Source organism: Pseudovibrio ascidiaceicola (genome assembly GCF_900114245.1).
GTDB classification, from domain to species: Bacteria; Pseudomonadota; Alphaproteobacteria; order Rhizobiales; family Stappiaceae; genus Pseudovibrio; species Pseudovibrio ascidiaceicola.
Window position 1 is genome coordinate 37403 of sequence record NZ_FOSK01000001.1, and the last position, 25579, is coordinate 62981.

The 25579-nt window shown below is 52.2% G+C and carries 26 protein-coding genes; 14 read left to right on the forward strand and 12 right to left on the reverse strand.

Going from position 1 to position 25579, the window contains the following annotated elements; all coding sequences use genetic code 11:
* Positions 1 to 149: 149 nt before the first annotated feature.
* Positions 150 to 1835 (forward strand): acyl-CoA dehydrogenase family protein, encoded by a 1686-nt coding sequence (locus BM231_RS00175; protein WP_244527127.1) that lies wholly within the window; start codon positions 150 to 152, stop codon positions 1833 to 1835.
* 31 nt (positions 1836 to 1866) lie between these two features.
* Here the strand turns inward: BM231_RS00175 and BM231_RS00180 are convergent, their stop codons facing one another.
* Positions 1867 to 2280, reverse strand: a complete 414-nt coding sequence (locus BM231_RS00180; protein WP_208859951.1) for a DnaJ family domain-containing protein — start codon at positions 2278 to 2280, stop codon at positions 1867 to 1869.
* 134 nt (positions 2281 to 2414) lie between these two features.
* Between BM231_RS00180 and BM231_RS00185 the strand changes: the two genes are divergently transcribed.
* On the forward strand, positions 2415 to 2912 hold the full coding sequence (locus BM231_RS00185) for a hypothetical protein (protein ID WP_093515868.1): 498 nt from the start codon (positions 2415 to 2417) through the stop codon (positions 2910 to 2912).
* Positions 2913 to 2973: 61 nt separating this feature from the next.
* Here BM231_RS00185 and thpR read toward each other — a convergent pair whose 3' ends face one another.
* The 3 genes from thpR to BM231_RS00200 all read right to left on the reverse strand — a co-directional run bounded on the left by thpR (position 2974) and on the right by BM231_RS00200 (position 5710).
* Complete coding sequence (gene thpR / locus BM231_RS00190) at positions 2974 to 3510, reverse strand: RNA 2',3'-cyclic phosphodiesterase (RefSeq protein WP_093515870.1); 537 nt, start codon at positions 3508 to 3510, stop codon at positions 2974 to 2976.
* 187 nt (positions 3511 to 3697) lie between these two features.
* Positions 3698 to 4750, reverse strand: coding sequence for an aldo/keto reductase (locus BM231_RS00195; protein ID WP_063294454.1), 1053 nt, complete (start codon positions 4748 to 4750; stop codon positions 3698 to 3700).
* Positions 4751 to 5029: 279 nt separating this feature from the next.
* Positions 5030 to 5710, reverse strand: a complete 681-nt coding sequence (locus BM231_RS00200; protein WP_093515872.1) for an arylesterase — start codon at positions 5708 to 5710, stop codon at positions 5030 to 5032.
* A gap of 151 nt (positions 5711 to 5861) precedes the next feature.
* Between BM231_RS00200 and BM231_RS00205 the strand changes: the two genes are divergently transcribed.
* The 6 genes from BM231_RS00205 (at position 5862) to BM231_RS00235 (ending at position 11880) form a co-directional block, all read left to right on the forward strand.
* A complete protein-coding gene (locus tag BM231_RS00205) occupies positions 5862 to 6569 on the forward strand; it encodes an ABC transporter ATP-binding protein (RefSeq protein WP_093515874.1) in 708 nt (235 codons plus the stop codon).
* Positions 6566 to 9139: an ABC transporter permease gene (locus BM231_RS00210; RefSeq protein WP_093515876.1), complete on the forward strand. Its 2574-nt coding sequence runs from the start codon at positions 6566 to 6568 to the stop codon at positions 9137 to 9139. The genes BM231_RS00205 and BM231_RS00210 overlap by 4 nt, the downstream gene beginning before the upstream one ends.
* 335 nt (positions 9140 to 9474) lie before the next feature.
* Positions 9475 to 10257 carry a Bax inhibitor-1/YccA family protein gene (locus tag BM231_RS00220; protein ID WP_093515880.1) on the forward strand — a complete coding sequence of 261 codons (783 nt, stop codon included), beginning with the start codon at positions 9475 to 9477 and terminating at the stop codon, positions 10255 to 10257.
* 134 nt (positions 10258 to 10391) lie between these two features.
* Positions 10392 to 10742, forward strand: a complete 351-nt coding sequence (locus BM231_RS00225) for a hypothetical protein (RefSeq protein ID WP_093515882.1) — start codon at positions 10392 to 10394, stop codon at positions 10740 to 10742.
* Between the two features lie 177 nt (positions 10743 to 10919).
* Complete coding sequence (locus tag BM231_RS00230) at positions 10920 to 11447, forward strand: Panacea domain-containing protein (RefSeq protein ID WP_208859952.1); 528 nt, start codon at positions 10920 to 10922, stop codon at positions 11445 to 11447.
* Positions 11437 to 11880, forward strand: a complete 444-nt coding sequence (locus BM231_RS00235) for a hypothetical protein (protein WP_093515884.1) — start codon at positions 11437 to 11439, stop codon at positions 11878 to 11880. The genes BM231_RS00230 and BM231_RS00235 overlap by 11 nt, the downstream gene beginning before the upstream one ends.
* Positions 11881 to 11893: 13 nt before the next feature.
* Here the strand turns inward: BM231_RS00235 and BM231_RS00240 are convergent, their stop codons facing one another.
* The 4 genes from BM231_RS00240 to BM231_RS00255 all read right to left on the reverse strand — a co-directional run bounded on the left by BM231_RS00240 (position 11894) and on the right by BM231_RS00255 (position 14583).
* Complete coding sequence (locus BM231_RS00240; protein WP_063308810.1) at positions 11894 to 13126, reverse strand: HlyD family secretion protein; 1233 nt, start codon at positions 13124 to 13126, stop codon at positions 11894 to 11896.
* Positions 13119 to 13481, reverse strand: a complete 363-nt coding sequence (locus BM231_RS00245; RefSeq protein WP_063308811.1) for a hypothetical protein — start codon at positions 13479 to 13481, stop codon at positions 13119 to 13121. The genes BM231_RS00240 and BM231_RS00245 overlap by 8 nt, the downstream gene beginning before the upstream one ends.
* 183 nt (positions 13482 to 13664) lie before the next feature.
* A complete protein-coding gene (locus tag BM231_RS00250) occupies positions 13665 to 14159 on the reverse strand; it encodes a GAF domain-containing protein (protein ID WP_208859953.1) in 495 nt (164 codons plus the stop codon).
* 91 nt (positions 14160 to 14250) lie between these two features.
* Positions 14251 to 14583, reverse strand: coding sequence for an ArsR/SmtB family transcription factor (locus BM231_RS00255; RefSeq protein WP_063308881.1), 333 nt, complete (start codon positions 14581 to 14583; stop codon positions 14251 to 14253).
* Between the two features lie 113 nt (positions 14584 to 14696).
* On the opposite strand from BM231_RS00255, the gene BM231_RS00260 reads away from it, so the two are divergent.
* Positions 14697 to 15611, forward strand: coding sequence for a permease (locus tag BM231_RS00260; protein ID WP_093515888.1), 915 nt, complete (start codon positions 14697 to 14699; stop codon positions 15609 to 15611).
* Positions 15612 to 15857: 246 nt separating this feature from the next.
* Complete coding sequence (locus tag BM231_RS00265) at positions 15858 to 16394, forward strand: hypothetical protein (RefSeq protein ID WP_139226323.1); 537 nt, start codon at positions 15858 to 15860, stop codon at positions 16392 to 16394.
* Between the two features lie 71 nt (positions 16395 to 16465).
* On the opposite strand, the gene recQ is transcribed toward BM231_RS00265, so the two are convergent.
* Together recQ and BM231_RS00275 are read right to left on the reverse strand one after the other, a co-directional pair.
* Positions 16466 to 18292 (reverse strand): DNA helicase RecQ, encoded by a 1827-nt coding sequence (recQ, locus tag BM231_RS00270; RefSeq protein ID WP_208859954.1) that lies wholly within the window; start codon positions 18290 to 18292, stop codon positions 16466 to 16468.
* 113 nt (positions 18293 to 18405) lie between these two features.
* On the reverse strand, positions 18406 to 18876 hold the full coding sequence (locus tag BM231_RS00275; protein ID WP_093515894.1) for a DM13 domain-containing protein: 471 nt from the start codon (positions 18874 to 18876) through the stop codon (positions 18406 to 18408).
* Positions 18877 to 19246: 370 nt separating this feature from the next.
* Here BM231_RS00275 and BM231_RS00280 point away from each other — a divergent pair, with 370 nt between their 5' ends.
* From BM231_RS00280 to BM231_RS00295, 4 genes are all read left to right on the forward strand, one after another.
* The gene (locus BM231_RS00280; RefSeq protein WP_063301604.1) at positions 19247 to 19615 is read left to right on the forward strand and encodes a group I truncated hemoglobin; all 369 of its coding nucleotides are present in this window, start codon (positions 19247 to 19249) and stop codon (positions 19613 to 19615) included.
* 171 nt (positions 19616 to 19786) lie between these two features.
* Positions 19787 to 20644 (forward strand): CPBP family intramembrane glutamic endopeptidase, encoded by an 858-nt coding sequence (locus BM231_RS00285; protein ID WP_093515896.1) that lies wholly within the window; start codon positions 19787 to 19789, stop codon positions 20642 to 20644.
* 109 nt (positions 20645 to 20753) lie between these two features.
* Positions 20754 to 22034: an MFS transporter gene (locus BM231_RS00290; protein ID WP_093515898.1), complete on the forward strand. Its 1281-nt coding sequence runs from the start codon at positions 20754 to 20756 to the stop codon at positions 22032 to 22034.
* 348 nt (positions 22035 to 22382) lie between these two features.
* Positions 22383 to 23495, forward strand: a complete 1113-nt coding sequence (locus BM231_RS00295) for a cystathionine gamma-lyase (protein WP_093515900.1) — start codon at positions 22383 to 22385, stop codon at positions 23493 to 23495.
* Positions 23496 to 23590: 95 nt separating this feature from the next.
* Here the strand turns inward: BM231_RS00295 and BM231_RS00300 are convergent, their stop codons facing one another.
* Positions 23591 to 24832 (reverse strand): MFS transporter, encoded by a 1242-nt coding sequence (locus tag BM231_RS00300; RefSeq protein WP_093515902.1) that lies wholly within the window; start codon positions 24830 to 24832, stop codon positions 23591 to 23593.
* 99 nt (positions 24833 to 24931) lie between these two features.
* Positions 24932 to 25336: a DUF2794 domain-containing protein gene (locus BM231_RS00305; RefSeq protein WP_063294460.1), complete on the reverse strand. Its 405-nt coding sequence runs from the start codon at positions 25334 to 25336 to the stop codon at positions 24932 to 24934.
* Positions 25337 to 25579 lie beyond the last annotated feature (243 nt).

Here is a 25579-nt window from a genome sequence, read left to right on the forward strand (position 1 = left end):
CTGTCTCACTGAAAGTTTCAAGTTAGATAATAGACGGGACTTCAAGAAATATTCATGAAGAAAGCTCCCACCTTTGGGGCATTGCACAAATATACATCCCATTTAAGTTTGCAGTGCACAATGACCGAGTGGATTGAGGGAGGCAAGCCGTGTCGGAAACGGTGAATACAATAGAACAAGCAGTCGCACCATCGAAAGAAACACGTGCTCAGGCGCTAAAATCTCTTGAAGCTCTGCTTGGCATCGCGCGCAAAAACGTAAAACTGCGCGTATTGAAGGATGGTCGCATCGCCTCCGCTCTCATGGAGCAGGAACAGCGCGCCACCCACGGTCTTGCCTGGCTTGCAACTTATGTGGAAGCCCTCAAGCAACTCAACGCATACGGCGAACGGCTGGAAACCGAAGGCACCTTCGGCGAAGTGGAAAGCCTGATCCTGCGCATTGGCCTTGCAGAATACACCGCACAAGTCTTTGGCGGTCTGCCAATGAGTCAGGGCGAAATCCTTCGCCTCTCCGATCTGGGCATCAGCCGCAGTGAAGCAAACAGTCATTACACAGAAGCTGTTGAAGCAGTCATTGCGGACGGCACCCAACCAGCCCTGCGCACGCGTCTAGCAGAACTCATGCAGCATGCGGAAGGCCAGTCCACTATCGGTGCGACTGGACTGGATGAGACCTATGAGCAAATTCGCGAAGAGATGCGCAAGTTCGCGGAAGCAAAGGTCACTCCGTTTGCTCACGAATGGCACCTGAAAAACGAATACATCCCTCTTGAGATCATCAACGAGATGGCTGAGATGGGCGTATTCGGCCTGACAATTCCTGAAGAATTCGGCGGCATGGGCCTCGGTAAAGAATCCATGTGCGTGGTCTCTGAGGAACTCTCCCGCGCCTATATCGGCGTAGGTTCCCTAGGCACCCGCTCCGAAATCGCAGCAGAACTCATTCTGGGCGGTGGCACGGAAGAGCAGAAAGCAAAGTGGCTCCCACGCATCGCCTCTGGCGAAACACTGCCAACAGCCGTCTTCACCGAGCCAAACACCGGCTCAGACCTCGCGTCGTTAAAAACGCGTGCGGTTAAAGACGGCGACACATGGAAGGTCTCCGGCAACAAAACATGGATCACCCACCCGGTCCGCGCCGACATTATGACACTGCTCACCCGCACCAAGCCGGAAGAGCCTGGATACAAAGGTCTGTCCATGTTCATCGCGGAAAAGCCACGTGGAACAGATGAAGAGCCCTTCCCGGCGGAAGGCATGACAGGTGGTGAGATTGAAGTGCTCGGCTATCGCGGCATGAAGGAATACGAAATCGCCTTTGACGGCTTTGAAGTCAAAGACGAAAACCTACTGGGTCAGGTTGAGGGGCAAGGCTTCAAGCAGCTCATGCAGACGTTCGAATCTGCCCGCATCCAAACCGCTGCTCGCGCAATCGGTGTGGCTCAATGCGCTCTGGATCTTGGCCTGCGCTATGCGCAAGAGCGTATCCAGTTTGGCAAATCACTGATCAACTTCCCACGCGTATCCGACAAACTCGCCATCATCGCCTGCGAAACCATGATTGCGCGTCAGCTCACCTACTTCTCCGCTTGGGAGAAAGACAGTGGCAGACGCTGTGATCTGGAAGCAGGTATGGCGAAACTACTCGGCGCACGCGTGGCTTGGGCTGCAGCAGACAACGCATTGCAGATCCACGGCGGCAACGGCTTTGCGCAAGAATACCCGATCTCTCGCGTACTTTGCGATGCACGAATTCTCTCAATATTTGAGGGAGCTGCAGAAATTCAGGCACAGGTAATCGCACGCCGTCTGTTGGATGAAACCGAACTGTAGAGCGTTTTCCCAATAAGAATAGGAAGCGCGATTATTTCCGTCGCGCTTCTTCATACACTGAGAGTTCAAGGCGCTTATCCATAAGCGTCTTTCTTATTTCAAATCGCTCATCAGTCTTGGTCGCAGCTTTAAGCTGATCTTCCAATGTGGAGATCTCACGGCGCAGTTTCAGTTCTCCCTGAATGCTACCACCAGCTCCATTCACCACACTCATTTGTGCACTTTGAGCGAAATTTGTCCCGGACCTTCTGGGAATAGGTTTTCCCGCACCTTCAAGGCGATCCATAGAACCATTCATCTGTGATCGGCGAATTTGTTGCTCGATTAGTCGATCCATTCCCATAAACAGACCTCTATCCTTTGTTTTTCTTAGATCAATTTCTCTGATGACTGTGGCTGCAACATGTTCATTCACAATTTTTCTAATTATTTTTGCTGAATTCAATTAACTTACAATCGCACCAAATTATCGATTTTAACTTTACGCTAATAAATTCACGATCTCCGGTTGCATTATGCAATTTACACGGTACATTTTAGTTAAATTTTTATTTAATTTATATTGAACTGGAGAGCGCGATGTTGCGGCTTCTTATTTTTGCAAGTCTTATCGCGGGCTCAGCACTGGTATTAGCTGGCAGCACTTGGGCATTGACGCAGACACGCGCCATTGGTCCTGGTCTCACCCAAATCAGCGCACCTTCTAACAATGCATTGAAACCAATTTCCGCCGATAGCAAACTCATCCGCTATGCAGCAAAGTCCGCTCTGAAACCGCTAAAAGCAAAATCAAGGCTTGTTCGGCTTGAACCCAAATCAAAGCTGATCCGGTATCGAGTAAAAACAGCCGATACTACAATTCCAGCTAAGCCAGCCTCATTGACTTACGCGCATGTAGCCGGCGTCCTCAGCTATGTCCCTCGTCAGGAACTGGACGACTTGCTCGCCTTCCTAAACAAAGACATTTATCAGCTGACAGGAACCCACTCAGCAGCAGGCTTAGTACACCAAACCTCATGGCGACTGGAGCAACAGAGCAGTCAGATTGTAGAGAACGTATCCTCCTACCTGCCCTGAGCGAAGCTATTTATAAAGACGCGTACCAACAGTACGCCTCTCCCATCATCAATCCACCAAATCAGGCAGCCAGAGGGTAGCTTTCTTCCACCAGATACGGCCCTCCACCAACTGCCGCTTTTGCTGAGAAGAGCACGAACCGCCCAGCGGTGAATGCAGGCGCTGAGAACTCACCCCGCATCTCAAGCCAATGTGCCAGCTCAGCAGGGGATGTCCCTCTCAACCGAGCCAATGTCACATGTGGCATATATTTGCGCCGAGCTGCCTGTAGGCCCAGCCGTTGCAAGATGCGCTCCTGCTCAGCTTGAAGCTCCGCCAGCTCCTGAGTGGGTTCAACGCGAGCCCAAAGCGCGTGTGGTTTGGCTCCCCCAAACGATCCAAGCCCGGTCAGCTTAATCGTCAATGGAGCACGATGCACTCGGGCCAGCTCATAGGTAACTTCATCGGCAATGCGATCATCGATGTCTCCTATAAACCGTAATGTAATGTGGTAGTTTTCTGGGTCGATCCATCGAGCGCCGCGCAGCCCTCCGCGCATAAGGCTCAACATCATCCCGGTGCCCGAAGGCAGCTCTAGGCCAGTGAAAAGGCGAGGCATATCAGGACCCTCCACTAATGCAGATAATAAATTAGCTCACGTTTAACGCCAGAGTACAAGCAGAAAATCACAGCTCTACGAACATCTGGGGATTTTCTTTCCACTCTTTCAAAACGAAAAATGCCGAAGCCTATACAAGGCTCCGGCACATTCTTCTTAAAACAGATTGATGCAATCTACCTGCCGATTACGGGCAAGGATTGGTGTACTGCAGGTGGATATCATTAATCCGCGCCACGATCTCTTCAGTCATCTCAAAGTCAATCGCACGAATATCTGTCGCCAACTGCTCCATGTTCGTCGCACCAATGATCACGGAGGTCACGAATGAACGAGAATGAGCAAACGCAAGCGCCATGATCGCCGGATCAACGCCGAGCTCAGCAGCCAAATCGCAATATGCATCAATTGCCTGCTGGCCAAATGGATTTTCGTAACGACCAAGGCGCTTGAACAGCGTCTTACGCGCGCCAGCTGGCAAGGCGCCATTACGGTACTTGCCGGTCAGATAACCTTGCGCCAGAGAGGAGTATGCCAAAAGGCCAACATTCTCGCGATGAGCAATCTCAGCGCCACCCACTTCAAACAGACGGTTCACCAGAGAGTACGCATTCTGGATAGACTGAATTCGCGGCAAACCACGCTCTTCAGATTCCTGCACAAACTTCATGGTGCCCCATGGGCTTTCGTTGGAAAGACCTACATGGCGGATTTTACCCGCCTTCACGAGCTCCTGCATAACCTCAAGGGTTTCATGGATCGCATTTTCGTCTTCAGCCGGGTCCACCGCCTGCCAAATATTACTGACAGAACCGAAACCGGACACATTGCGGTCTGGCCAATGCAGCTGGTACAGATCGATGTAATCTGTCTGCAAACGCTTCAGGCTGGCATCCACTGCTTCCATGATCTGCGCGCGGGAAAGCTGGCTCGTAGAACCATCTTCACGGTGCCAGTCCTGAACAGAACGACCAACAACCTTGGTTGCCAGAACAACCTTGTCGCGATTGCCGGTTTTCTTGAACCATGTACCAATAATTTCTTCAGTCCGGCCCTTGGTTTCCGGCTTCGGCGGTACGGCGTAAAGCTCTGCAGTATCAAAGAAATTAATGCCCTGCTCCAAGGAATAATCCATTTGAGCGTGGCCTTCAGCTTCGGTATTTTGTTCACCCCATGTCATCGTACCAAGACAGATGCTGGAGACGTCGAGGTCTGTACGCCCCAATTTACGAAATTCCATGTATTCCCCGTTTGCAGCCCCAAGCTGCTTTTCTTTTTCATGCCCCTACCGAGCACAAAGGACAATGATCCAGCCTCGTCCAAAGACAATGGATTCTGCCCTGAATTCTGTTTTGCTAAATCTGCCTCATGGATGGAGGTCAGCAGAGGAAGTGGCATAGCAAGCATCGCTAAGCGCATCTTCGAAAAGTAGGAGGTGTTTTTCCGACAGGAAGGCATAGCAAGTCAATACTTTAAAGCAGACTCAGCGTTCCAGCCTGAAACGGAAGATCATCAGCCGCTAAGATTTAGTCTGTTCGATGAGCAGTTCAACAGAAGGCAGAATTTTTTCGACAATGATCGAAACACCTTCACCTGTAGGATGCATGCCGTCACCAAGGTTCAACTCAGGTTCCGCTGCCACACCATCCAGAAAGAACGGATAAAGCAATGCATCATGCTTCTCGGCAAGATCACCATAAATGGAGTTGAACTCCTGACCGTATTGGTCACCCAGATTAGGCGGCGCCATCATACCAGCAAGCAGCACCGGAATATCGCGTGACACCAGCTGAGCAAGCATCGCATCCAGATTTTTGCGCGTTATTGAAGGATCCAACCCACGCAACGCATCGTTTGCCCCGAGCTCAAGAATCACACCGTCTACGTCATCACCGACGGACCAGTCCAACCGTGAAAGACCACCAGAACTGGTATCACCAGAGACACCAGCATTCACTATCGTGATGTTGTAGCCCCGCTCTTGTAGGGCCTTCTCCAGCTTTACGGGAAAGGCGTCTTCAGGTGGCAACTGATAACCAGCCGTCAGGCTATCGCCAAAGGCAACCAGCTTCACTGGCTCGGCTCCATCCTGCGCCATTCCGGTGGAAGCACCTGCAAACGCAAGGCCCAGCGCAATGACAGCACCACTGAAAAAACGCAGCACACCAGATTTAGCTTCAACTTTTCGTGATCCAGACATTCAAATACCTTAGATTTTTTCAAACCGAGCTGGACGATGCAATCCACCCTACCCATATGCTTCCCAAGTGCGGCTGCGACAAGAGCCGCCAACGAATTTATTATAAGATGTAATTCAGGGATTTGCATCGCCTGCACATCAAGGTGGAAGAATGACAGGTAATCCGGCATTAGACTTAAACGGCGTTCACCTCAGCCTGGGCCACGGCGCAGGCCGCACCCATATTCTCAAAGGCATTGATCTTTCTATCAGCACCGGCGAAAGCGTCGGGCTTGTTGGGCCATCCGGCTCAGGCAAATCAACCCTGCTCATGGTAATGGCTGGTCTGGAACGCGCAGACAAAGGCACCGTCAAAGCCGCAGGGCAAGAACTCGGCACAATGAGCGAGGATGAACTCGCCCGTTTCCGTGGTCAAAATGTCGGCATCATCTTCCAGTCCTTCCACCTGGTCCCGAATATGACCGCACTAGAAAATGTCGCCGTCCCCCTTGAGCTTTCCGGTGACCCCAAAGCATTTGACCGTGCAAAAGAAGAGTTGGAAGCTGTCGGCCTTGGCCACCGCCTCAACCACTACCCAACTCAGCTTTCTGGTGGTGAGCAGCAGCGTGTTGCCGTAGCCCGTGCCCTCGTCACTAATCCTGAAATTCTGATCGCAGACGAGCCAACAGGCAATCTGGATGAAACCACGGGTGAGCAGATCATTGAGCTGATGTTCAACGCGCAGGAACGCAAGAACACCACACTCGTCCTCGTCACACACGACCCATCTCTGGCAGACCGCTGTCAGCGCAAAATCCGGGTGCATTCCGGCACGGTTGAGGAAGAAGGCCCTGCAGTGCGTGAGGTACGCGCCCAATGAGCCAATCCAACTCAAACGGCTTCCAGCCCGGCTTTCGCCTTGCAGCGCGTTTTGCCCTGCGCGAAATGCGGGGCGGCCTCAAAGGATTCTACGTCTTCATCGCCTGTATCGCACTGGGTGTGGCTGCCATCGCTGGCGTTGCCTCCTTCTCCCGTGCGCTGACAGAGGGGATCTCAGCGGAAGGTCAGGCTATTCTTGGCGGCGATCTCGCATTCTCTCTCATCCACCGCGAAGCAACTCCAGACCAACTCGCACACCTGCAAAGCATGGGCGATATTTCCAGAGTATCCAGCCTGCGAGCTATGGCCCGTACGGACACCGCAGGCAATCAGACACTGGTCGAGCTGAAGGCGGTTGATAATCCCTACCCGCTTATCGGTGACTTTGACCTCGCCTCCGGCAAAGAACTGCAAGCTACCATCAACGGCAGAACAGAAGGCCTGCGCAATGCTGTGGCCGAAGTGGCCCTGCTGGCACGCCTTGGTCTGGAAGTTGGTGATCAGATTGCCGTCGGCAAAACTGAGTTCCGCATCGCTGACACCATAGAGCTGGAACCGGACAAGCTCTCCTCGGGTATGACAGTCGGCCCGCGCCTCCTCATCTCTCAGGAAGCATTACAAGACACTGGTCTGATCCGCCCTGGCTCATTGGTCAACTACACATACCGCGTCCGCATGGGCGACAACGTGCCAGAGGATCAGCTCCAGCAAGCTATTGATCAGACAAACAGTCAGTTCCCTGATGCTGGATGGCGCATTCGCTCCAAGCTGGAAGCCGCTCCAAGCCTGCAAAGGAACATCCAGCGCTTCGCCCAGTTCCTCACGCTCATCGGCATCACGTCCCTCGTGGTTGGCGGTGTTGGTGTGGCCAACGCTGTGCGCAGCTACATGGATACCCGCCGTGAAGTCATTGCCAGCTTCAAATGTCTCGGCGCATCAGGCGGCTTTGTCTTCAAGGTCTATCTCATTCAGATGATGGTCCTCGCTACGATAGGCATTTTCATCGGCATGGCACTGGGTGCTCTGATCCCGCTTGTGGCTATGGCAGCGCTGCAATCCATCCTGCCAATCAACGCTGTACAAGCAGTCTATCCGCTTCAGCTGCTGCTCGGCATGGCATACGGTTATCTCACCGCCCTCGCCTTTGCTCTTTGGCCACTTGGCAGAGCCCACGACATAGCACCAACCGTACTGTTTCGTGATGAGGTAAGCACCCGCAGCCGCTATCCAAAGCCGCTGTATATCGCTGGCGCTGCTGTAACCTTGGTTCTGCTGGCAGGCCTCGCACTTGTCATGGCCTACGACAAAACCATCGCAATCATCTTCATCGGCGCATGTACTGGCACATATCTGCTGTTGCTCGTGGTCGCCCGCCTCATCATGGCAGCAGCGCGTAAGGTGCCAACAGTCCGCTCAACAGAGCTGCGTCTGGCAGTCACAAACATCTACCGCCCCGGCGCGCTGACACCATCTGTCGTCCTGTCACTTGGCCTCGGCCTGTCACTGCTCGTCGCTTTGGCTCTGATTGATGGCAACTTACGCCGCGAGCTCAATCAGGCAGCACAGGAGCAAGCACCAAGCTTCTTCTTCGTCGATATTCAAAACCACGAAAAAGATGCCTTCGAAGCTCTCATCACCGAAAAGGCAACAGGCACCGAGTTCAACGCAGTTCCAATGCTGCGCGGAAACATCGTGGCGCTGAGAGGCATCCCTGCCTCAGACTATCCCGCCCCACCAGAAGCGGAGTGGATCTTGCGTGGTGACCGCGGCATCACATATTCCGAAACTCTGCCAGAAAACTCCGTCGTGACAGCAGGCGAATGGTGGCCAAAGGATTACACTGGCGAGCCGCTTGTCTCCTTCTCTGACGACAACGCCCGCGAGCTGGGCCTGAGTGTTGGCGATAAAATCACCGTCAACGTACTTGGACGCCAGATCTCTGCGAAAATTGCGAACTTCCGTACGGTGGACTGGGAAAGTATGTCCATCAACTTCGTGATGATCTTCTCACCAAACACTTTCGCAGGCGCGCCTCATACCCATCTGGCAACCGTAGGCTGGCCGGGCGAAGCAACTCTGCAGCAAGAACTTGATCTGCTAAAGGAAGTTACACAAGCCTTCCCAACGATCACGTCAATCAGAGTGAAAGATGCGATCGCACAGGTGAATGACCTTGTCGGTCAGCTCGCATGGGCCATTCGAGGAGCCTCCTCCATCACACTCCTCGCAAGTGTACTGGTTTTGGCTGGTGCATTGGCAGCAGGCCATCAAAGCCGCATTTATGATGCTGTTATTTTGAAAACACTGGGCGCCACACGTGGCCGTCTCATCAAGGCATACATTCTGGAATACCTGATCCTTGGTGGCACCACTGCAATCTTTGCCCTGTTTACAGGCTCGCTGGCGGCTTACTTCATCATCACAGGTGTGATGGAAGGCAGCTTCACCCTTCTGCCCGTAACGGCCATCACCGCCATCATCGGCGCTCTTACTTTCACAGTAGGCTTCGGTTTGCTGGGCACTTGGAGAGTGTTGGGAGAAAAACCTGCACCCGTTTTACGAAATCTGTAAAACTCCGTGGACTGCATCAAGTAAAAAGACGTTGATCGACGCAGATGCAGTCCACATCTCTCAGAAGTATGAGTTAACAGACCAACTCTTCTATTTTCCGGCTAAGGTCTTGGACCGCCAGCAACATTACAACTGGTTAATAGTAGGGTCCGGTTTTACCAAGTTTATACCAAAAGACCTTGCTTTAAGTGGCGATTTTACAAAAATCGGCAGGGTGCACTCTTGTCTTACGCCCTTTTTCCTACCATATTTGCTGATATGTAACTCGGGTCAGTCACCCGTGCTGTTTGGTATGCCCAACAGCGAACACGTGTTTAACAAGAGAGAGGATCCACATGGCGACCTTCGACCGCAATAATTCTACGCGGTATGGAATGGCTGGCTCTCATGCCAATGCAGCCGCATTTGACGCTGGTCTGCGCGCCTACATGCTTCGCGTTTACAACTACATGGCAGTCGGTGTGACAATCACCGGTGTGCTTGCACTGCTCACCTCAATGATGGCGACGACGACTGATCCATCTATGGCAGCAGCTCAGATGGGTAATACCTTGCTCACCAGCCTTGGTGTTGCACTGTACGGTAGCCCACTGAAATGGGTTGTTATGCTTGCTCCACTTGGTTTCGTGTTCTTCCTGAGCGCACGGATCAATAAGATGAGCGCATCCGCCGCACAAATGACCTTCTGGGCATTTGCAGCATTGATGGGTGTTTCTCTCTCATCGATCTTCATCGTTTACACCGGCAACTCCATCGCTCGTGTATTCTTCATCTCTGCAGCTTCCTTTGGCGCGCTGAGCCTGTTCGGCTACACCACCAAGAAAGACCTCTCCGCTTGGGGTTCCTTCTTGTTCATGGGCCTGATCGGCATCATCATCGCGTCTGTGGTCAACCTCTTCCTTGCGTCTTCTGCTCTGCAGTTCGCAATCTCCGTGGTTGGCGTTCTGGTATTCGCAGGCCTCACCGCCTACGACACCCAGCAGATCAAGGAAATGTATGCAGCTGTTGATGACAGCGAAGTAGCAGGCAAGAAAGCCATTATGGGCGCGCTGCGTCTGTACCTGGACTTCATCAACCTGTTCATGATGCTTCTGTCCCTGTTCGGCAACCGCGAGTAATCGCAGCAGCCATCAGGCGTACAAATCAGAAAAAGCCCGAGGCACCCGCCCCGGGCTTTTTTCTTGGCCAAGTGACACTGCAGATATAGGCTTCAAGCTGGCATCAGAAACATACCCAGACTGCAGGACACCAAATGTTCGGACCGCTCTCACTGTTCCATTGGTATGAACGCAAGGTTTTTCAGTTCAGAGATTTTCACAAAACCAACCCAACGAAGGCCGAACGCTACCATATGAGCGCAAGCATTGTGGCTGTCATCGCCACCATCGCTGCCGCCATCTACCTGCCAGTTTTACTGATACCTGCAGTAATTGCCTATGTTTTACGGTCACCATTTAGCTACATAATCAATCGGGCCAGAGAGAAACGAAACAACGTTTACAACTCCACATTCCCGAATAAGCGCTGGTACGCCGACTCAAATCACCGGAAACATCACCAGCTACAATCCGCAGTCGTAAAAGCTGTATTCCCTGATTTATAGCCAGTTAAATGCATCCAACACGCACAGATAACCACAACGTAACCGCTTAGTTTTCAGGGGTACAACCAAATTTCACTAGCCAAGATCAATAAGAGGTTTTATTTTCTTAACGTAGCGTACCATATGTTTTTCTAAGCAATTTTCTGCTTGTTCCAACAGCATTTGTAGGGGCAAAAAATGCCAAGACACTCGCCTTGTGCCATCGCCAATGAATTTCTGAGACGCCGAGGCAGCTCTGAATACCCATCTCAGATGTACATTCAAAAGCTCGTTGCCATCGCAAACGGGTGGAACCTTGCTATCAATGGTGAGCCATTGGTGAACTCAGCTCCACAAGCTTGGAAAAATGGCCCAGTGTTTCGGCAGATATGGGATTTCATAAAGGAAGGCGGGCACAAAGGCCCCAATTGTGAAATCGCTGACCCCGTCACCGGCCAGATCGTTACGGGTCGGGTCAGCGGCAGCGAGCAGGACATCATCGATCACGTTTGGAAGAAGTACCGCAACTACACACCACAACAACTGTCAGATCTCACCCATCAAGCGAACTCTCCGTGGGCTCATGCCTACTTTGAAAAAGGGAGAAACGCAGAAATTGATACAGAACGCACCCGGCAATATTACATCAAACTCGCCTTAGCGGGCCGCTCTCATGCAGAAGAAGAGCAGTCCATACAAACAGCGGGTCGGATCAATGCCGCCTAATGATGTATTCGATGAAACACTCGAAAAGCCGCTCACCGTCGATGACATCGACGCAGCAGTCTCCAAGCTGCCTATTGAGGTGGACCCTCCCGCCAAGATCGGGTTCGAGCAGCTGCTGAAAGACCGTCAGGCTCTGTCTGACGACAACACCCTGCTTCAAAACGAGCTGATGGAGCTCAAGTCACGGCTCGCGACCAAGCAGGAGCTGGACGCACTCATCAAACCCTACGCAGGCAAAGCCTACTGGTTCATGTGCGTGTATTGCGGCACCGTGGCGCTCATCCTCGTGCTGTCAGGCTTCAAGAACGTCTACGGCAACTCCTTCATTCTGGCCGACAGCGTGCTGGAGTTCCTCGTCGGCAGCACCGCGACCACCGTTATCGGCCTTGTCGGCATGGTGCTCACGGGCATCTTTGTAGGCGCTCGAAAATAGTGCCCCATCCGCTCTAATGACCAGATAGCACCAGCACCTTGACGGGGAAGGCAAGCGCCTGGAACCGCAAGATCAGCGCATGCATGATCGAGGTCGCATCCACCATGTGATAATAAAGCCCTCCCCAGAAGCCAAACTCACCCGCCGCAATCTGTTCGCCATAATTGCTGTAAGCATTGGCAATGCACTTGCTGCCGGGAGGAATACCATTCGTATCACCGGGATAAAGCGGCTCCATGATCACCAGCAAGGTTCCCGGACGCGCAACATCCTGCGCATCCACCAGCTGATCCGTCGGGCGGAATTGACCTGAGGAGATAAAGTCCTGCGTGTCCACCACGACCATTGGAATAACCTCAAACGGACGCGAGGCGCAGGTAATCTCTGCCGCCATACCAACCTTGATCACAGAAGCAGTAATCTGCCCAAAGCCCGCCTGAAACCGTCCATACCCAGTCGTAGAAGGCACGAGAATACCTGCAGGACGCAGGATCGGGCTTACAATATCACCCGGCTGAAGAATAAACTGCGTGATCACACCATCGACGCCAGCATAAACGAACTTCTTATTGTAGGCAGACTCCGCCTGATGCAGCCGCGCAATCGCGCTAGTCCGCCGTGCTGGTAGGGAAACACTGATCTTCGTCTGCACGATATCCCGGTTCGCAACAGCCGCATCCAGCTGCCCTTTCCGCACAACCACCTGATTTTCGCGCGTATCAATTTCTTTCTGCGTCACCACATCAGAATTGCGTCGCTGCAAATCCAGTGTCCGCTCCAGCTCGCTGACGGCCTGATTATAAGCACCCTGTGCCTGAGAGATCATAGCTTCCGCACTGATCAGCTCAGAATTCGCCAGCTGAATCTCAGCATCAATCTCATCCACCTCACTCTGTGCCGTATCGACCTGCGCCTTCTCAGTGGAAGAATCCAGCGTAAACAGCAGCTGTCCGGCCTTCACATGCTCGTTGTTCTCCACCACCACCAAATCCACCCGCCCTGCGGTTTCCGGCAGGATGGAAACAGTACGGTACAGCGACAGAACGTTGGAAGTCGTTGGGTGGTAGAAGAACACCAGAGTAATCAGCGCAATGGTCAGCATCAACGCGGATGTAATTCCCCAGCGCAACTCGTACCAAACCGTGAAAAACGTAATCTCATGCCCAAATCGCTTACCCTGCTTGTAGCGACGAAACAGATAGTCCGGCAGGATCGTCACAAGCGAACAAAGAAGAAACTCAATCATTCTGTTTCTTCCCCTTTATCGTCTTACGCAAGGTTTGGGCGATTGTATTAAGCGGCGTCTCATAATCCGGCAGGTTAATCGCAGCCAGCAACAACGCTGCAATCCAAAAATAATTGTTGTGCGTGAACAGCGCGAGGACCGCCAATATGGCTACGATCTGCATATGCGACCGCCCATATTTGTGCGCCATCTTCTCTGGCAAAGCATGCAAGGAGAAGTAAAAGACACCCGCCAGCAACACCGCACCAATGGCAATGAAGATGGTAACCACCATCAAAACATCTGTACTGCCCGGTGCAGTGATGAAGATAGGGAGGTGCCCAGCGAATTGCTCATGTTCGCCACCAGAAGCCATAGCTTGTACCGCTCGTCTCTCAGGGGTTGCATGGTGCCAGCGCAGAACGCGGACGAAATGGAGCATCTTTCATGCCCCATTCATGGTTACCCTGAGAGAAACAAATCGGGAGAAACTCGGCGAAAATGGAAGGTTTCGGGCCTTAAGGTAAAGGCCCACTAAGCGAAAACAGATGAATTGAAATCAAACCGCAGCCAGCTCTTCCCGCGCTTTCATAAAGAGTGGCGCCAATGCCTGCGACAACGCAAAGCTCTTCTCCGCATCTGCTTCAGTGTAAGCATGGTCCGCGTCCAGCAGGTTCACCGTGCCAATCACCTCGCCAGATACCACCACTGGCAAATTCAGAGTTGCCCCCAGCCCCATGGCAGCAATCTTCTCATGGTCAGGAAAGTAGTCTTTCACATCCTCGATGGTGTAGCCAAGAAACGGCTTCTGCTGCACAAGCACGCGCTCATACCAACCACCTTCTTTTTCAATCGGCTTGGTGCCGGAGGTACCATAGGAGCCTTCCGCGCTGGAAAACAACCGTACCACATGGCTCCCCTCAGGATGCGTCACCGTAAGCGTAAACAGCTTGTATCCGGGAAACTTGGAGAACAACGCGCCAGCTTTCTGCGCCGCTTCCTGCAAGCTGGAGCTCTCTGCTATAGCTTGCACAAACTCATTCTGATCAACCACTTCAAATACCTGCAATTGTGAAATGCAGATACTGTAACTCCTCGGTGCCGACCATCAAGTCAGAGAAACTCAACAAAGCCTCTTTCACAGATCAACCACGCTTCAGCTCTTTGAAGTCATTGTCGTCCGTATAGAACTTATCATCGATACAGCACTCAGCACGTAAAAACTGCAGGACCTCATCCAGCTGCTCAAACTGAGCAACACAGTAAAGCACCCGCCCTTCTCGCCGCTGTTTGATCAAGCCTGCAGAGGCCAAACCAGACAGATGATGCGACAGTGTGGAGCCTGGAATCTCCAGCTCTTCCTGCAATGTGCCCACGGCGAGGCCTTTATAGCCAGCTTTTACAAGCCGCTTGTAAATTGCAAGACGCGTTACATGTCCAAGTTCTTTCAAGGCCTTAGCGGTTTTTTCGATATCCATCTCATTCACCAGAATTTCTTATATTTCGATATTACTAGAAATATCTTGACATGAAAACCTATTATTCTATTATTTCGACAAATCCGGAAATATCGTAATAAGGATCACATCCAATGTCACTGTCCTCTGAAATGCTCATAAGCAGCCTGGAAATGTTCACATTCCTTGCTGTGGAACTGACAATCCTCTTTCTGGCAATCAGCTACTTCGTCGGCATCTTGCAGGAATACATTCCGCCAAGCCGCGTGCAGAAGATCCTCAGTAGCCAGAACGGCAAAGGCTATGTCACAGCAGCAGCGCTGGGTGTCATCACCCCATTCTGCTCCTGCTCAACCATCCCTTTCCTCAAAGGTCTGCTCAGAGCACAAGCCGGCTTTGGCACCATGATGGTGTTCCTGTTTGCCAGCCCACTGCTGAACCCGATTATCATCGGCCTGTTCGCGGTGACCTTCGGTCTGGAAGTTACAGTGTTCTACTTCGCCATCGCATTGGCAGTCTCCATCATCGCAGGCTACACGCTTGAGAAACTCGGCTTCGAAAAATTCGTGAAACCAGAAGCATACGCAGCCCCATCCACCTCTTCATGCGGAAGCAGCTGTGGCGGCAGTGCGCCAGTTCAAAGCAAATGGGCAAGGGTATGGAAATCAACATGGGTAGACTTCAAGAAGGTCCTGCCATACCTGATCAGCGGCATTGCCATCGGCTCAGTGATCTATGGCTTCATGCCAACAGATCTGGTGTCCTCTTGGGCAGGTGAAGACAACCCACTCGCAATCCCTGTGGCCGCTGTCATCGGCATCCCGCTCTACATCAGGGCAGAAGCCGTCATCCCCCTCGCTGCAGCATTGGCAGGCAAAGGCATGGGACTGGGCGCAATCATGGCCCTCATCATCGGCAGCGCAGGCGCTAGCCTGACGGAGGTAATCTTGCTAAAATCCCTCTTCAAAAACCAGATGATCGCCGCTTTCCTGGTCGTCATCCTGGGCATGGCAGTGAGCGCAGGGGTGCTGTACTCGCTGATTTTCTAAGTTTTGCCATAAGTAGTCTACGCTGCAACATGAGCTGCTCGGTGTTGCAGCGTAGCGAAAGTGCCAGACAAGCCCCCCATGAGACAGTCGGTTTTAAGACTTGAACAACTCTAACAACTTGTACTGTCACCTATGAAAATTAAACACCAGATATCCTGCCTCATCACTGCAATTTTCCTCATTGGAGCCACTTCTAGTGTCAATGCAGAAACAAATGAGCTCAAGCTTGATCCCTTTGCAAAACTAATGCTCAAAGGTCTTGATGATAGTCTCAAATGGCCAATCCATGTTGCACCTGATGGATGTACTTTCGAGTGGGAAGGGACAGACAACTATAGAGAAACTGCACGTTCTCATGGTCCAGACACCTTCCCAGCTTTGAAATTTTGGCGAAAAGACAAACCTTCGACTATCAAAATCTTCGCTCCGTTCTGTGGAGGCGATTGCTTCCACCCAAAACTGAGACCAACTCTGCACAAACTCTTTCCGCTGGAAGCAGGCAAGGTAGTTGAAGCGAACTTCGATAATCCTTTGGGAAAGGGAACATTGAAGTTTACAGTTGTCGGTACCGAGAAGATGCCTCGCCTTGACAACATGGAAGCGTTTCGCGTGAAAACTGAAAGAGAAATCTTCTCAAAAAAGCGCAATGAGGTCGTACTTCAAACCAGCCAAGAGAGCTGGTGGGCGCCAGATATTGGATGGCTTGTAAAATTCAAAAAGAAAGGCTTCGAGAAGTCAGTCTATGAGTTTTCTTGTCCAGCAACTTCTCAATCTACTGATTAAGAAAACACCGGAAACGCTACAACTCACGCAATTCAGCCCCTACTAACATTCAAGTTAGTAGGGGCTGTTTGCTAATCTCGAATGATCTCCAGGAAGTCTGGGCCGAAGCGTTCCAGTTTGGACTCGCCAACACCAGAAATCTCCAACATCTCCTCAAGCCGCTGCGGGCGTTCTACTGCCATTTCAATCAGGGTCTTATCATTGAAGATCACATATGGCGGAACATTCCGCTCTCGCGCCAACTCCATCCGCCGCGCACGGAGTTTCTCGAACAGCTCCTGATCCGCAATGTCCTCAATCTGAGCCCTAGCTGGCGTTTTAGCCCGGCGTTCCATCTTCGCAGAGTTGGCAAGCTGGTCCACCTTCAGCTCAATAGTACGGCGTTCCTTCAAGAACTCCATACCCAGCGCTGTCATCTTCAAAGCCCCATGCGCATCATGATCAGCGTAGATCAGACCGGCAGCCAATAGTTGCCGGGCAATGGCGTTCCACTTGATCTTGTCGAACTCACCGCCAATGTTGAACGTCGACAGCTGGTCATGCCCACGTGAGATGATCCGCTCACTCGCATTGCCAAGCAGAACATCAATCACATAGTTCGCACCAAAGCTCTGCCCAGTGCGCAAAATGCAGGAGAGCAGCTTCTGCGCGGCAATAGTCCCATCCATAGTCTTCGGCGGGTTCAAACAGGTATCGCAATTGCCACAAGGCTCACACTCATCACCAAAGTAGCGCAGCAGAACGGAGCGCCGGCAAGTCGCCGTTTCACAGTAAGCGAGGAAAGATCGCAGCTTCTGCCGTTCAATCTGCTTCTGGCTCTCTGGCGCTTCACTGCGGTCAATCATCTGGTTCAGGAACACAACATCCTGCATGCCATAGACCAGCCACGCCTCAGACGGCAGGCCATCACGCCCAGCGCGGCCCGTCTCCTGATAATAAGCCTCAATGTTCTTGGGAAGGTCCAGATGTGCCACAAACCGCACGTTGGGCTTATCAATGCCCATACCAAACGCGACTGTGGCAACCATGATCATGCCTTCTTCTTTGATGAAGCGATCCTGATTGGCCTCGCGCACAGAGCTATCAAAGCCCGCATGATAAGGCAGCGCATCAAAGCCCTCATCAACCAGCCAAGCAGCCGTCTCCTCCACCTTCTTGCGCGACAGGCAATAAATGATGCCACTCTCACCAGCTGGCCGGTCCTTCAGGAAACGCCGCAACTGCTGCTTCGGATTACTCTTGATGCCAACGGTGTAGGTGATGTTGGGCCGGTCAAACCCAGAGGAAATCAGGCGCGGCAGATTGAGGCGTTCTTGAATGTCCTTGCGCGTCGGCTCATCCGCCGTTGCGGTCACTGCCAGACAAGGCACACCTTCAAGCTTTGCCCGTACATTGGTCAGCTCACGGTACTCAGGGCGGAAGTCATGGCCCCACTGGCTGATACAGTGCGCTTCATCAATCGCCAGCAGCGCAATCAACCCGCGTTGATTCAGCTCTTCCAGCAAACCAACAAACTCAGGCCGCACCAGCCGTTCCGGCGCCACATAAAGCAGATCCAGCTCCCCAGCCCGCAAATCCCGATAAGCGACTTGAACCTCCTCACGAGAAAGCGCTGAGTTGATGGACGTCGCCCGCACGCCAAGCTCTCGCAATGTCGCAATCTGATCCTGCATAAGCGCAATCAGCGGAGAAACAACAATGCCCACTCCACGGCGACATAAAGCAGGCACCTGATAACACAGAGACTTCCCCGCCCCTGTCGGCATCAAAACACAGCAGCTCTCGCCAGCCATCACACTATCAATCACAACCTGCTGGTTGCCGCGAAACGCGTCGTAGCCAAATACTTTTTTCAGAACATCATTCGGCGAGGCAACAATATCTTGCGTGGGTGTCATGAGCAGCAGCACTTACTTAAAGGGAATTGAGAGGCACTCGCTAACCTCTACCCGTCTGGCCCTAGTGCGCAAGCCCTATCTGCTGCCGAGGCACATAAACTTCGGAGAGACGATCACCGATACTTCGCTGCGGAGATGAACTCACCAAAGGTTTCACACCAGACCAGCACGGTGTTGTACTTCTCGATATCAACGCCCTCAGGCACGTCCAGCAGGAAGCCATCGAAGGTTTTCACATCACCAATCAGCACAGAGTTGTCTTTGACCGGCAGAAACTCATCTTCGTGCTCAACGAACTCAGGGACCAAGTAAACCTTGTAATCCGGCCCCGGTGCAAGACGGCCCTGATGAACAATCATGGTCGGAGAGATACTCACCTTGCCCTCACCCCAATGTAGGAAGTCACTGCCACGCTGGTCGCGGTTGAACTCCGCAGTGTACTGCGCATTTTGAGCCTTCTGCTCCAGTACGGCAGTTTCAGGAGAGTCCGGCGCAGTCAGGATAGGCAGAAAGTAGATCCCAAGCGCAAAGCCAACAACAAGCACCACGGTGTGCGAAACAAGCAATGCAACAAAACGGATCATAAGAGTTCTCTCAGTCTACAAGGTCAAAATCATTATGATCATAAAAGCGATCACATCAAAGTGTCTAGCAACCACACATGAGGATGGCAACAAAGCTACCTCATTGTAATCAATCTCAAAATCTCAAAACACTGTGAAATACTGTGAAGACCCCATTGTTTCCCGAGCAAGGCCTATTTCACCTCAAAAAACTCTACCTCCACACACAAAACACAATCAGTTTCAACAGCTTAAAGCTATCCAACTTATCCAGATCAGAGGCCTTAGCCTGTTTATCCATGAAATATACAGACTTAACATTCATCAAGTAGATTTACCTAAATGCTGTTTAGCCTCAGCCCTTTAACCCCAAGGACAAAAGGTCTGAATTATGAGCGAAAAAACTTTATACGAACGCCTCGGTGGCTATGACGCAATTTCTGCTGTCGTCAACAATCTCCTCCCACGCCTACAGAGCGATGAGTTGCTTGGACGCTTCTGGCAGAACCGCGGTGATGATGGCATCGCCAGAGAAAAGCAGCTCTTGATTGATTACCTCGCCAACAGCGCGGGCGGACCTTTGTATTACACTGGCCGTGATATGGTGATCACACACACTGGCATGGGCATCACCGAAGCAGATTGGGACGTATTCCTAGCCCACCTGAAAGCCACTCTGGAATCCTTCAGCCTGCCAGAAGCAGAGTTCAACGACACCGTTGGGTTCGTCAGCAGCCTGAAAGAGGAAATTCTGGTCTGATATTCCGGATAATTTTCCGAGGACTCCTATAAGCATCGCTCGCAGCAAAACCTCATTATGCCAATCGGGCGATGCTTTCTGCTCCCTACACATTTGACTTGGCGGCAGCTTTACCGCACTGTTTGAGGCAGTTCATTTTTCCGCCCATTGCGACACCCACAAAGTTTCACCATGCCGCTTTCATTGAGTGCCTTTCTTAGTCTCGGGCTAGCTATCGCAAGCGTCCCGCTCATCACACAGCGATGGGTGCCGCTCACCTTATTCGCACTTTCGCTGATCCTTGCAGTTACCGCAGGCGTACTGGATGCCACCGGCCTCCTGCTCGTCCTCAGCTGGGCTGTCGTCTGTGCTGTCCTTTTCCAGCAAAAGCACCCTGTCTGGCTCTATTATGTGATGGTTGGCCTACTGTTGCTGGCAGGGCATCTGGTGATGACGCATGAAGCTCCCGGCTTTCACAATCTTCAGGTTCTGTCTGATGCGAAAACCAGCCCGGACGCTGTGCCATACTCGCTTTATCTGAACTTCGATAAGGCCGCTCTGGGCTTCCTGCTGTTCCTCTTTGCAGCACCACGCATCCGCACAGCCAAAGATTGGCTCCGCAGCCTTCGCATGACGCTGCTGTTCTTCATTCCAACAGCGGCAGTCCTGATCGGAGCAACCTACGCCGCGGGGCTGGTGGTGTTCGACCCTAAACTGGTGCCATTCTTGCCAGTTTGGATCTTCGCAAACCTGCTGTTCACCTGCGTGGCAGAAGAGGTCTTCTTTCGCCAGTTCATCATGGGCCAGCTCATGGAAAAGCTCGGGCGCACCTTTTGGGCAGGCACCGCAGCACTGGTACTCTCATCTCTGCACTTCGCCTACTACCATCTGGACGGCGGCTTGCCTTACGCAGCCTTTGCCTTCGTCGCCGGACTGTTCTACGGAGCCACCTTCTGGAAATCAGGTCGTGTAGAAGCCGCCATAGGCGTCCACTTCCTCGTCAACCTCACCCACATCCTCTTCTTCACCTACCCAATGCTGGCGAAGTAAGGCGGACAACCACCCACGATACCTTTTCCGTAAGGGAATGCTGCTAATCATTGTTTTGTAGGGTGCTCGCACTTGAAGGCCTCGAGCTCTCGGAACAAAGGGTGGTTGAATGTCCAGATCGCAAACGAGGCTAACACCACGTTCAATCATCGCTGCGACGAGTGGAAACGTTCTGGAATGGTATGACTTCACCGTTTACAGCTTTCTCACGGCAACAATTGCCACCCAATTTTTCCCGTTAGAAAACAGAGTGGCTTCACTGCTTTCTGCATTCGCCGTGCTGGCTGTCGGATATGCTGCCCGCCCTATCGGCAGTGTAATCTTTGGTCATATTGGAGATCGTGTGGGCCGCAAGGCTGCTATGATGATCTCCGTCCTGTTGATGGGTGGAGGTTCACTCGCGATTGCCCTCCTACCCACATATGGTCAGATTGGGATCGCCGCAGCCATACTTCTGGTTCTGGTAAGGATCATTCAGGGTATTGCTGTCGCCGGAGAATACACCGCCTCCGGTGTCCTCCTGGTGGAGCAAGCAGAGCCGGAACGCCGGGCATTAACGGGAGCATGGATTGCATGCGCAATGATCTCCGGCTGCCTCGTCGGCTCGGCTGTTCCAGCCGGAATCAGCCTCCTTCTTTCAGCCGAACAGATGGCGGATTGGGGATGGCGTCTGGCTTTCGGTTTCGGCACGCTGGTCGCAATCTTCAGCGCAGTCATCAGACGAAACATCACCGACACAGTACTGGACGAAGACCCGGCAGATAACTCATCACCTGTTTGGCAAAGCCTGCGAGATCATTCCGGTTTGATCGGGCAAATGATTTTGCTGCTCATTCCAACCGCTGTGATTTACTTTGTAATTTACGTCTATGCGGTTTCGTATTTAAGCGCGGAGCCAGGCTTTGGCTCATCCACGGCTCTCAATGTCACAACACTCAATCTGATTGTTATGGCTCTGTTTATTCCGGTTTGCGGACTAGCTGCGGATCGGTTTGGGTTGCGACCAGCTTTTCTCGCTGGAGCCTTGGCAACCTTCATCCTCGCGGGCCCCTGCTGGTGGCTTATGCTCCAAGAGGACATCACATCCGTTTTTCTTGGACAGTTCGGCCTCACCTTAACAAGCACAGTCGGATGGGCGCTCTCCATCACAGCCCTCACCCTAATGGCGCCGGATCACTTGCGCTGCAGCGTTGTCGCCCTCGGATACAATCTGAGCATGGCCCTCTTCGGCGGCACCACCCCAATCGTCGCCACATATCTGGTAAGTCAAACCGGCAAGGACTACGCCCCCGTCTACTACATCCTCATCGCAGTCCTCATCTCCCTCCCAATCATCTGGCGTCTGCCCAAACTGATCGCCACAACACGGCTGCAGAACGCTTTGGCATAACCCTCAGCACCTCGTGTTTAAGCAAGAAATCCCACTATTGCAAAAAGCAACCAAAGGCTCTGTATCCTCCGGGATTATGCTCTGATATTGATTCTACATATTTTTCACTAGATCGAGCCTGTTGGAATAAGCATAAGATCCACATTTTATGATTAATATACAACGAGTTAAGAGAAAAATACTCCGCTTTACAAAATGACGTTTTCTCCGATTTCATTGGAAGATGGACATTTCTGTAACGCGTAGATTACCATCAGTGTCTTGACCAATGAGCCCCCTCATAAAGGCCAGCATAAACAACATCTCGGTGCGGAGCGCGCGCTGATACGATCCAATGGGAGATTCCGCATGACACAACGCACTTCACCAAACATGGGCGAGTTCCTGCATTTGCGCGGTCAGAACCTGTCTAAGGGTGAGCCGATTGCGTTACCTCTGGTACAGAGCTCAATGTACCATCTTCCAGGATTGCCGGAGGACTTCCCAAATTACGGTCGTGCCAACAATCCAACATGGACCCAGCTTGAACATGCTCTTGCCCATCTCGAAGCAGCGCCTTGCCTTTGTTTTCCATCCGGAATGGCGGCGATTTCTGCGGCTCTGTTCGCAACGCTCAAAGCGGGCGATCGACTATTAGTCCCGGCAGATGGGTATTATGTAACCCGTATCCTCTCCAGCCAGTTTCTGGCGAAGTTCGGCGTTGAAGTTGTTGAGCGGGACACCGCCGAATTTACCACAGGCGGCTTTGACGGGTTTAACGTTGTGTTTCTGGAAACGCCCTCAAATCCAGGCCTCGATCTACTGGATATGAAAGCAATTGCGTCTGCTGTACGAGCTACAGGCGGCATCACAATCTGTGACAACACCACCCTCACACCACTTGGTCAGCGCCCTTTAGATTTTGGGATAGATATCGTTGTCTCTTCAGACACAAAATCCATGGCAGGTCATTCAGACGCCCTGATGGGTCATGTCGCCAGCCGAGATACTGAGATTTTAAAGGCTGTCGAAGAGTGGCGTAAGTTTTCCGGCTCCATTCCCGGCCCACAAGAAGCATGGCTGTTGCATCGTGGCCTCGAAACGCTGGATGTGCGTTATGATCGGATGTGCAATTCTGCAGCACTGCTTGCAGAGCGGTTTGCAAAGCACCCTGCTGTAAAATCCATTCGTTTCCCGGGCTTGGAAACCGACCCAGCCCACGCACTGGCCAAAACTCAACAGATACGATTTGGTTTCCTGATCTCCCTGACACTTGAAACAGAAGCCCAAGCTGAAGAGTTCATCAACTCATGTGCACTCTTGCGCCCTGCCACCTCATTTGGCGGCGTTCATAGCTCAGCAGAACGGCGTGCACGCTGGGGTGATGCAGTAGATCCCGCCTTTATTCGTTTGTCCGTGGGATGTGAGCCGGTAGAAGAGCTCTGGCAGGCGTTTTCAGAAGCACTAGAGCAAGTTTCATAAGAGACGACATCAATCCATGACGGGCAGTTTCTCAGACTGCTCGTCTACCACATACTGATTGCGGTCCCCGTCTCACTCACAATCCATTCCAGCATCTATCCATAATCCAAAGCTCGAATATCCGGTTGGCGCCACAGAACGAAAATAAGCCCCAAAGCAATGGCAAAGCAGGCGATGCCCGCGATAAACACGCCATGAATGTTAGCGGTCATCAACGAGGCTCCGGCAATAGCAAGCAGGAACTGCCCACCCGTTGAGCTCGAAATGGTGATCCCCATAATCCAGCCTTGCTCGCTTTCATCAACAGCAGCAGAAAACAGAGAAAACATAAGCGGCAGGGTCAGCGCAAAGGCTGCCACGATTGGCACTGTTAGCAGGTAAGAGAGCCACGCCACGTCGTTCACGGTAAAGGCCAGCAGCCCAACACCCATCACAGTCACACTCACAACAATCGTCGCCACCTTCGAAAATCGTTGGGATATTGGCCCCACCAGAAGCGCACTCACAAGAGCCAAAACCGATCCGAAGATGATCATGAGAATGCTGTTTTGAAGGGTATCGAACCCAAAACGCAGCACCATGTAGTTGTTGAGATAGATGTAAAAGGCGCTCAACCCCACCTCTATAAAAAGAAAAACAGCACACAGCTTCAGGATTGTTGGCCTTGAATGTGCCCGCCAAAGAACGAGAAAGACCTCTGACAGGCCAAAATCTATTTTGCGGCGTGTCTGATTTGTTTCCTCAAAGAAAATAATGATCAGAACAATGTTGATCAGGATCAGCATCAGTGCTGCATAAAAGGGCAGTTCAAGCGAAGCATAACCGCCCATGATTGACGGGTCACTGAGCGTTCCCGCAAACAGAGGCCCGATAATCAAGCCAAGTGCAATGGCTGCTGTCACATACCCCATATTCCGGTTTCTCTCTGCACTCGTAGTGCTAAGATCAACAAGAGCGGCCTGTGCGATTGGCTGATTGCCTGCCGCGAACCCGGTAATTGCACGCGCAAGCACCAGTAAAGCCAGATTTGACCAAATCACAGCAACCACTGCCAACCCATATCCGAACAAGGCACCAAACAGACAAATAAGAATAGCCTTCTTACGCCCGATATAGTCCGACAGCTTGGATATGTAGGCGCCGCCAAAAAACCAGCTGATGTAGAACGCTCCGGTCAAAAGGCTGAAATCGATCTCCCGGATTGCAAGGGAGTCACCAAGGGGAACAAAGGTACTACCGGGCACCATCACAAGGCTATTAACGATCGGAAAAATCAGCCCTTGCCCCATAACATCCACGAGGACAAGGAGAAGCAACGCAATTCGAGACCACCCCATCGCTTCACGCCTTTCGCTCTTCACATCAGCAAAACATCACTTTGAAAATCAGCAGGCGCTCACCAGAGATAGACAGCAACAGGCAGCGTATTCCGTAGATCACTCCACCACACGCAGATGCTTCTTTTTCTCAAGCACCTTGAGCACGTTGGCAAGCTCGTGGCCGCGTTTGAGGATCACACCCCCAGTACCAACAACGCAGTAGGCGCCTTGTTTGCGGGCAAGTTTGGGGTCTTTTTCAATACGGTAGAGCGGCATTTCGCTGGCACGGCGGAAAATGGCAAAGATCGCCTTGTCTGTTCCATGGCCGATGGCGTAATCACGCCACTCGCCGCTGGCAACCATGCGCCCGTAAAGCCTGAGGATCTGATCGAGTTCCGTTCGATGAAAAGCAACTATCGGTTTCGGGAGGTTCGGTTTTCGATGAACGGCAGCACTGTTGGAACCGCCATCAAGAGAGCGAACGCTCCCAGACACTATTGCAATATCATCCCCTTCACTCATGAAGGCCTCCTGCGTTCAGATCCTGTAGTTGGGCACCCCGGAGAAAGCAGAAAATCAGCTCTCGCATCGCGGATGCACCAAGGCAATCTGGTTGAGCACGCAACGTGAATTTGGAAATCCGCGACATGCTCTAAGCCATCGACAACCCCATTTTACCACATAATCCGTCCATCCTGCGGCAAAGCCTGAAAGAACGCAAGGGAGCCTCCTTTTCTTGCTCGGCAAAGGACCCCGTCAGAATTC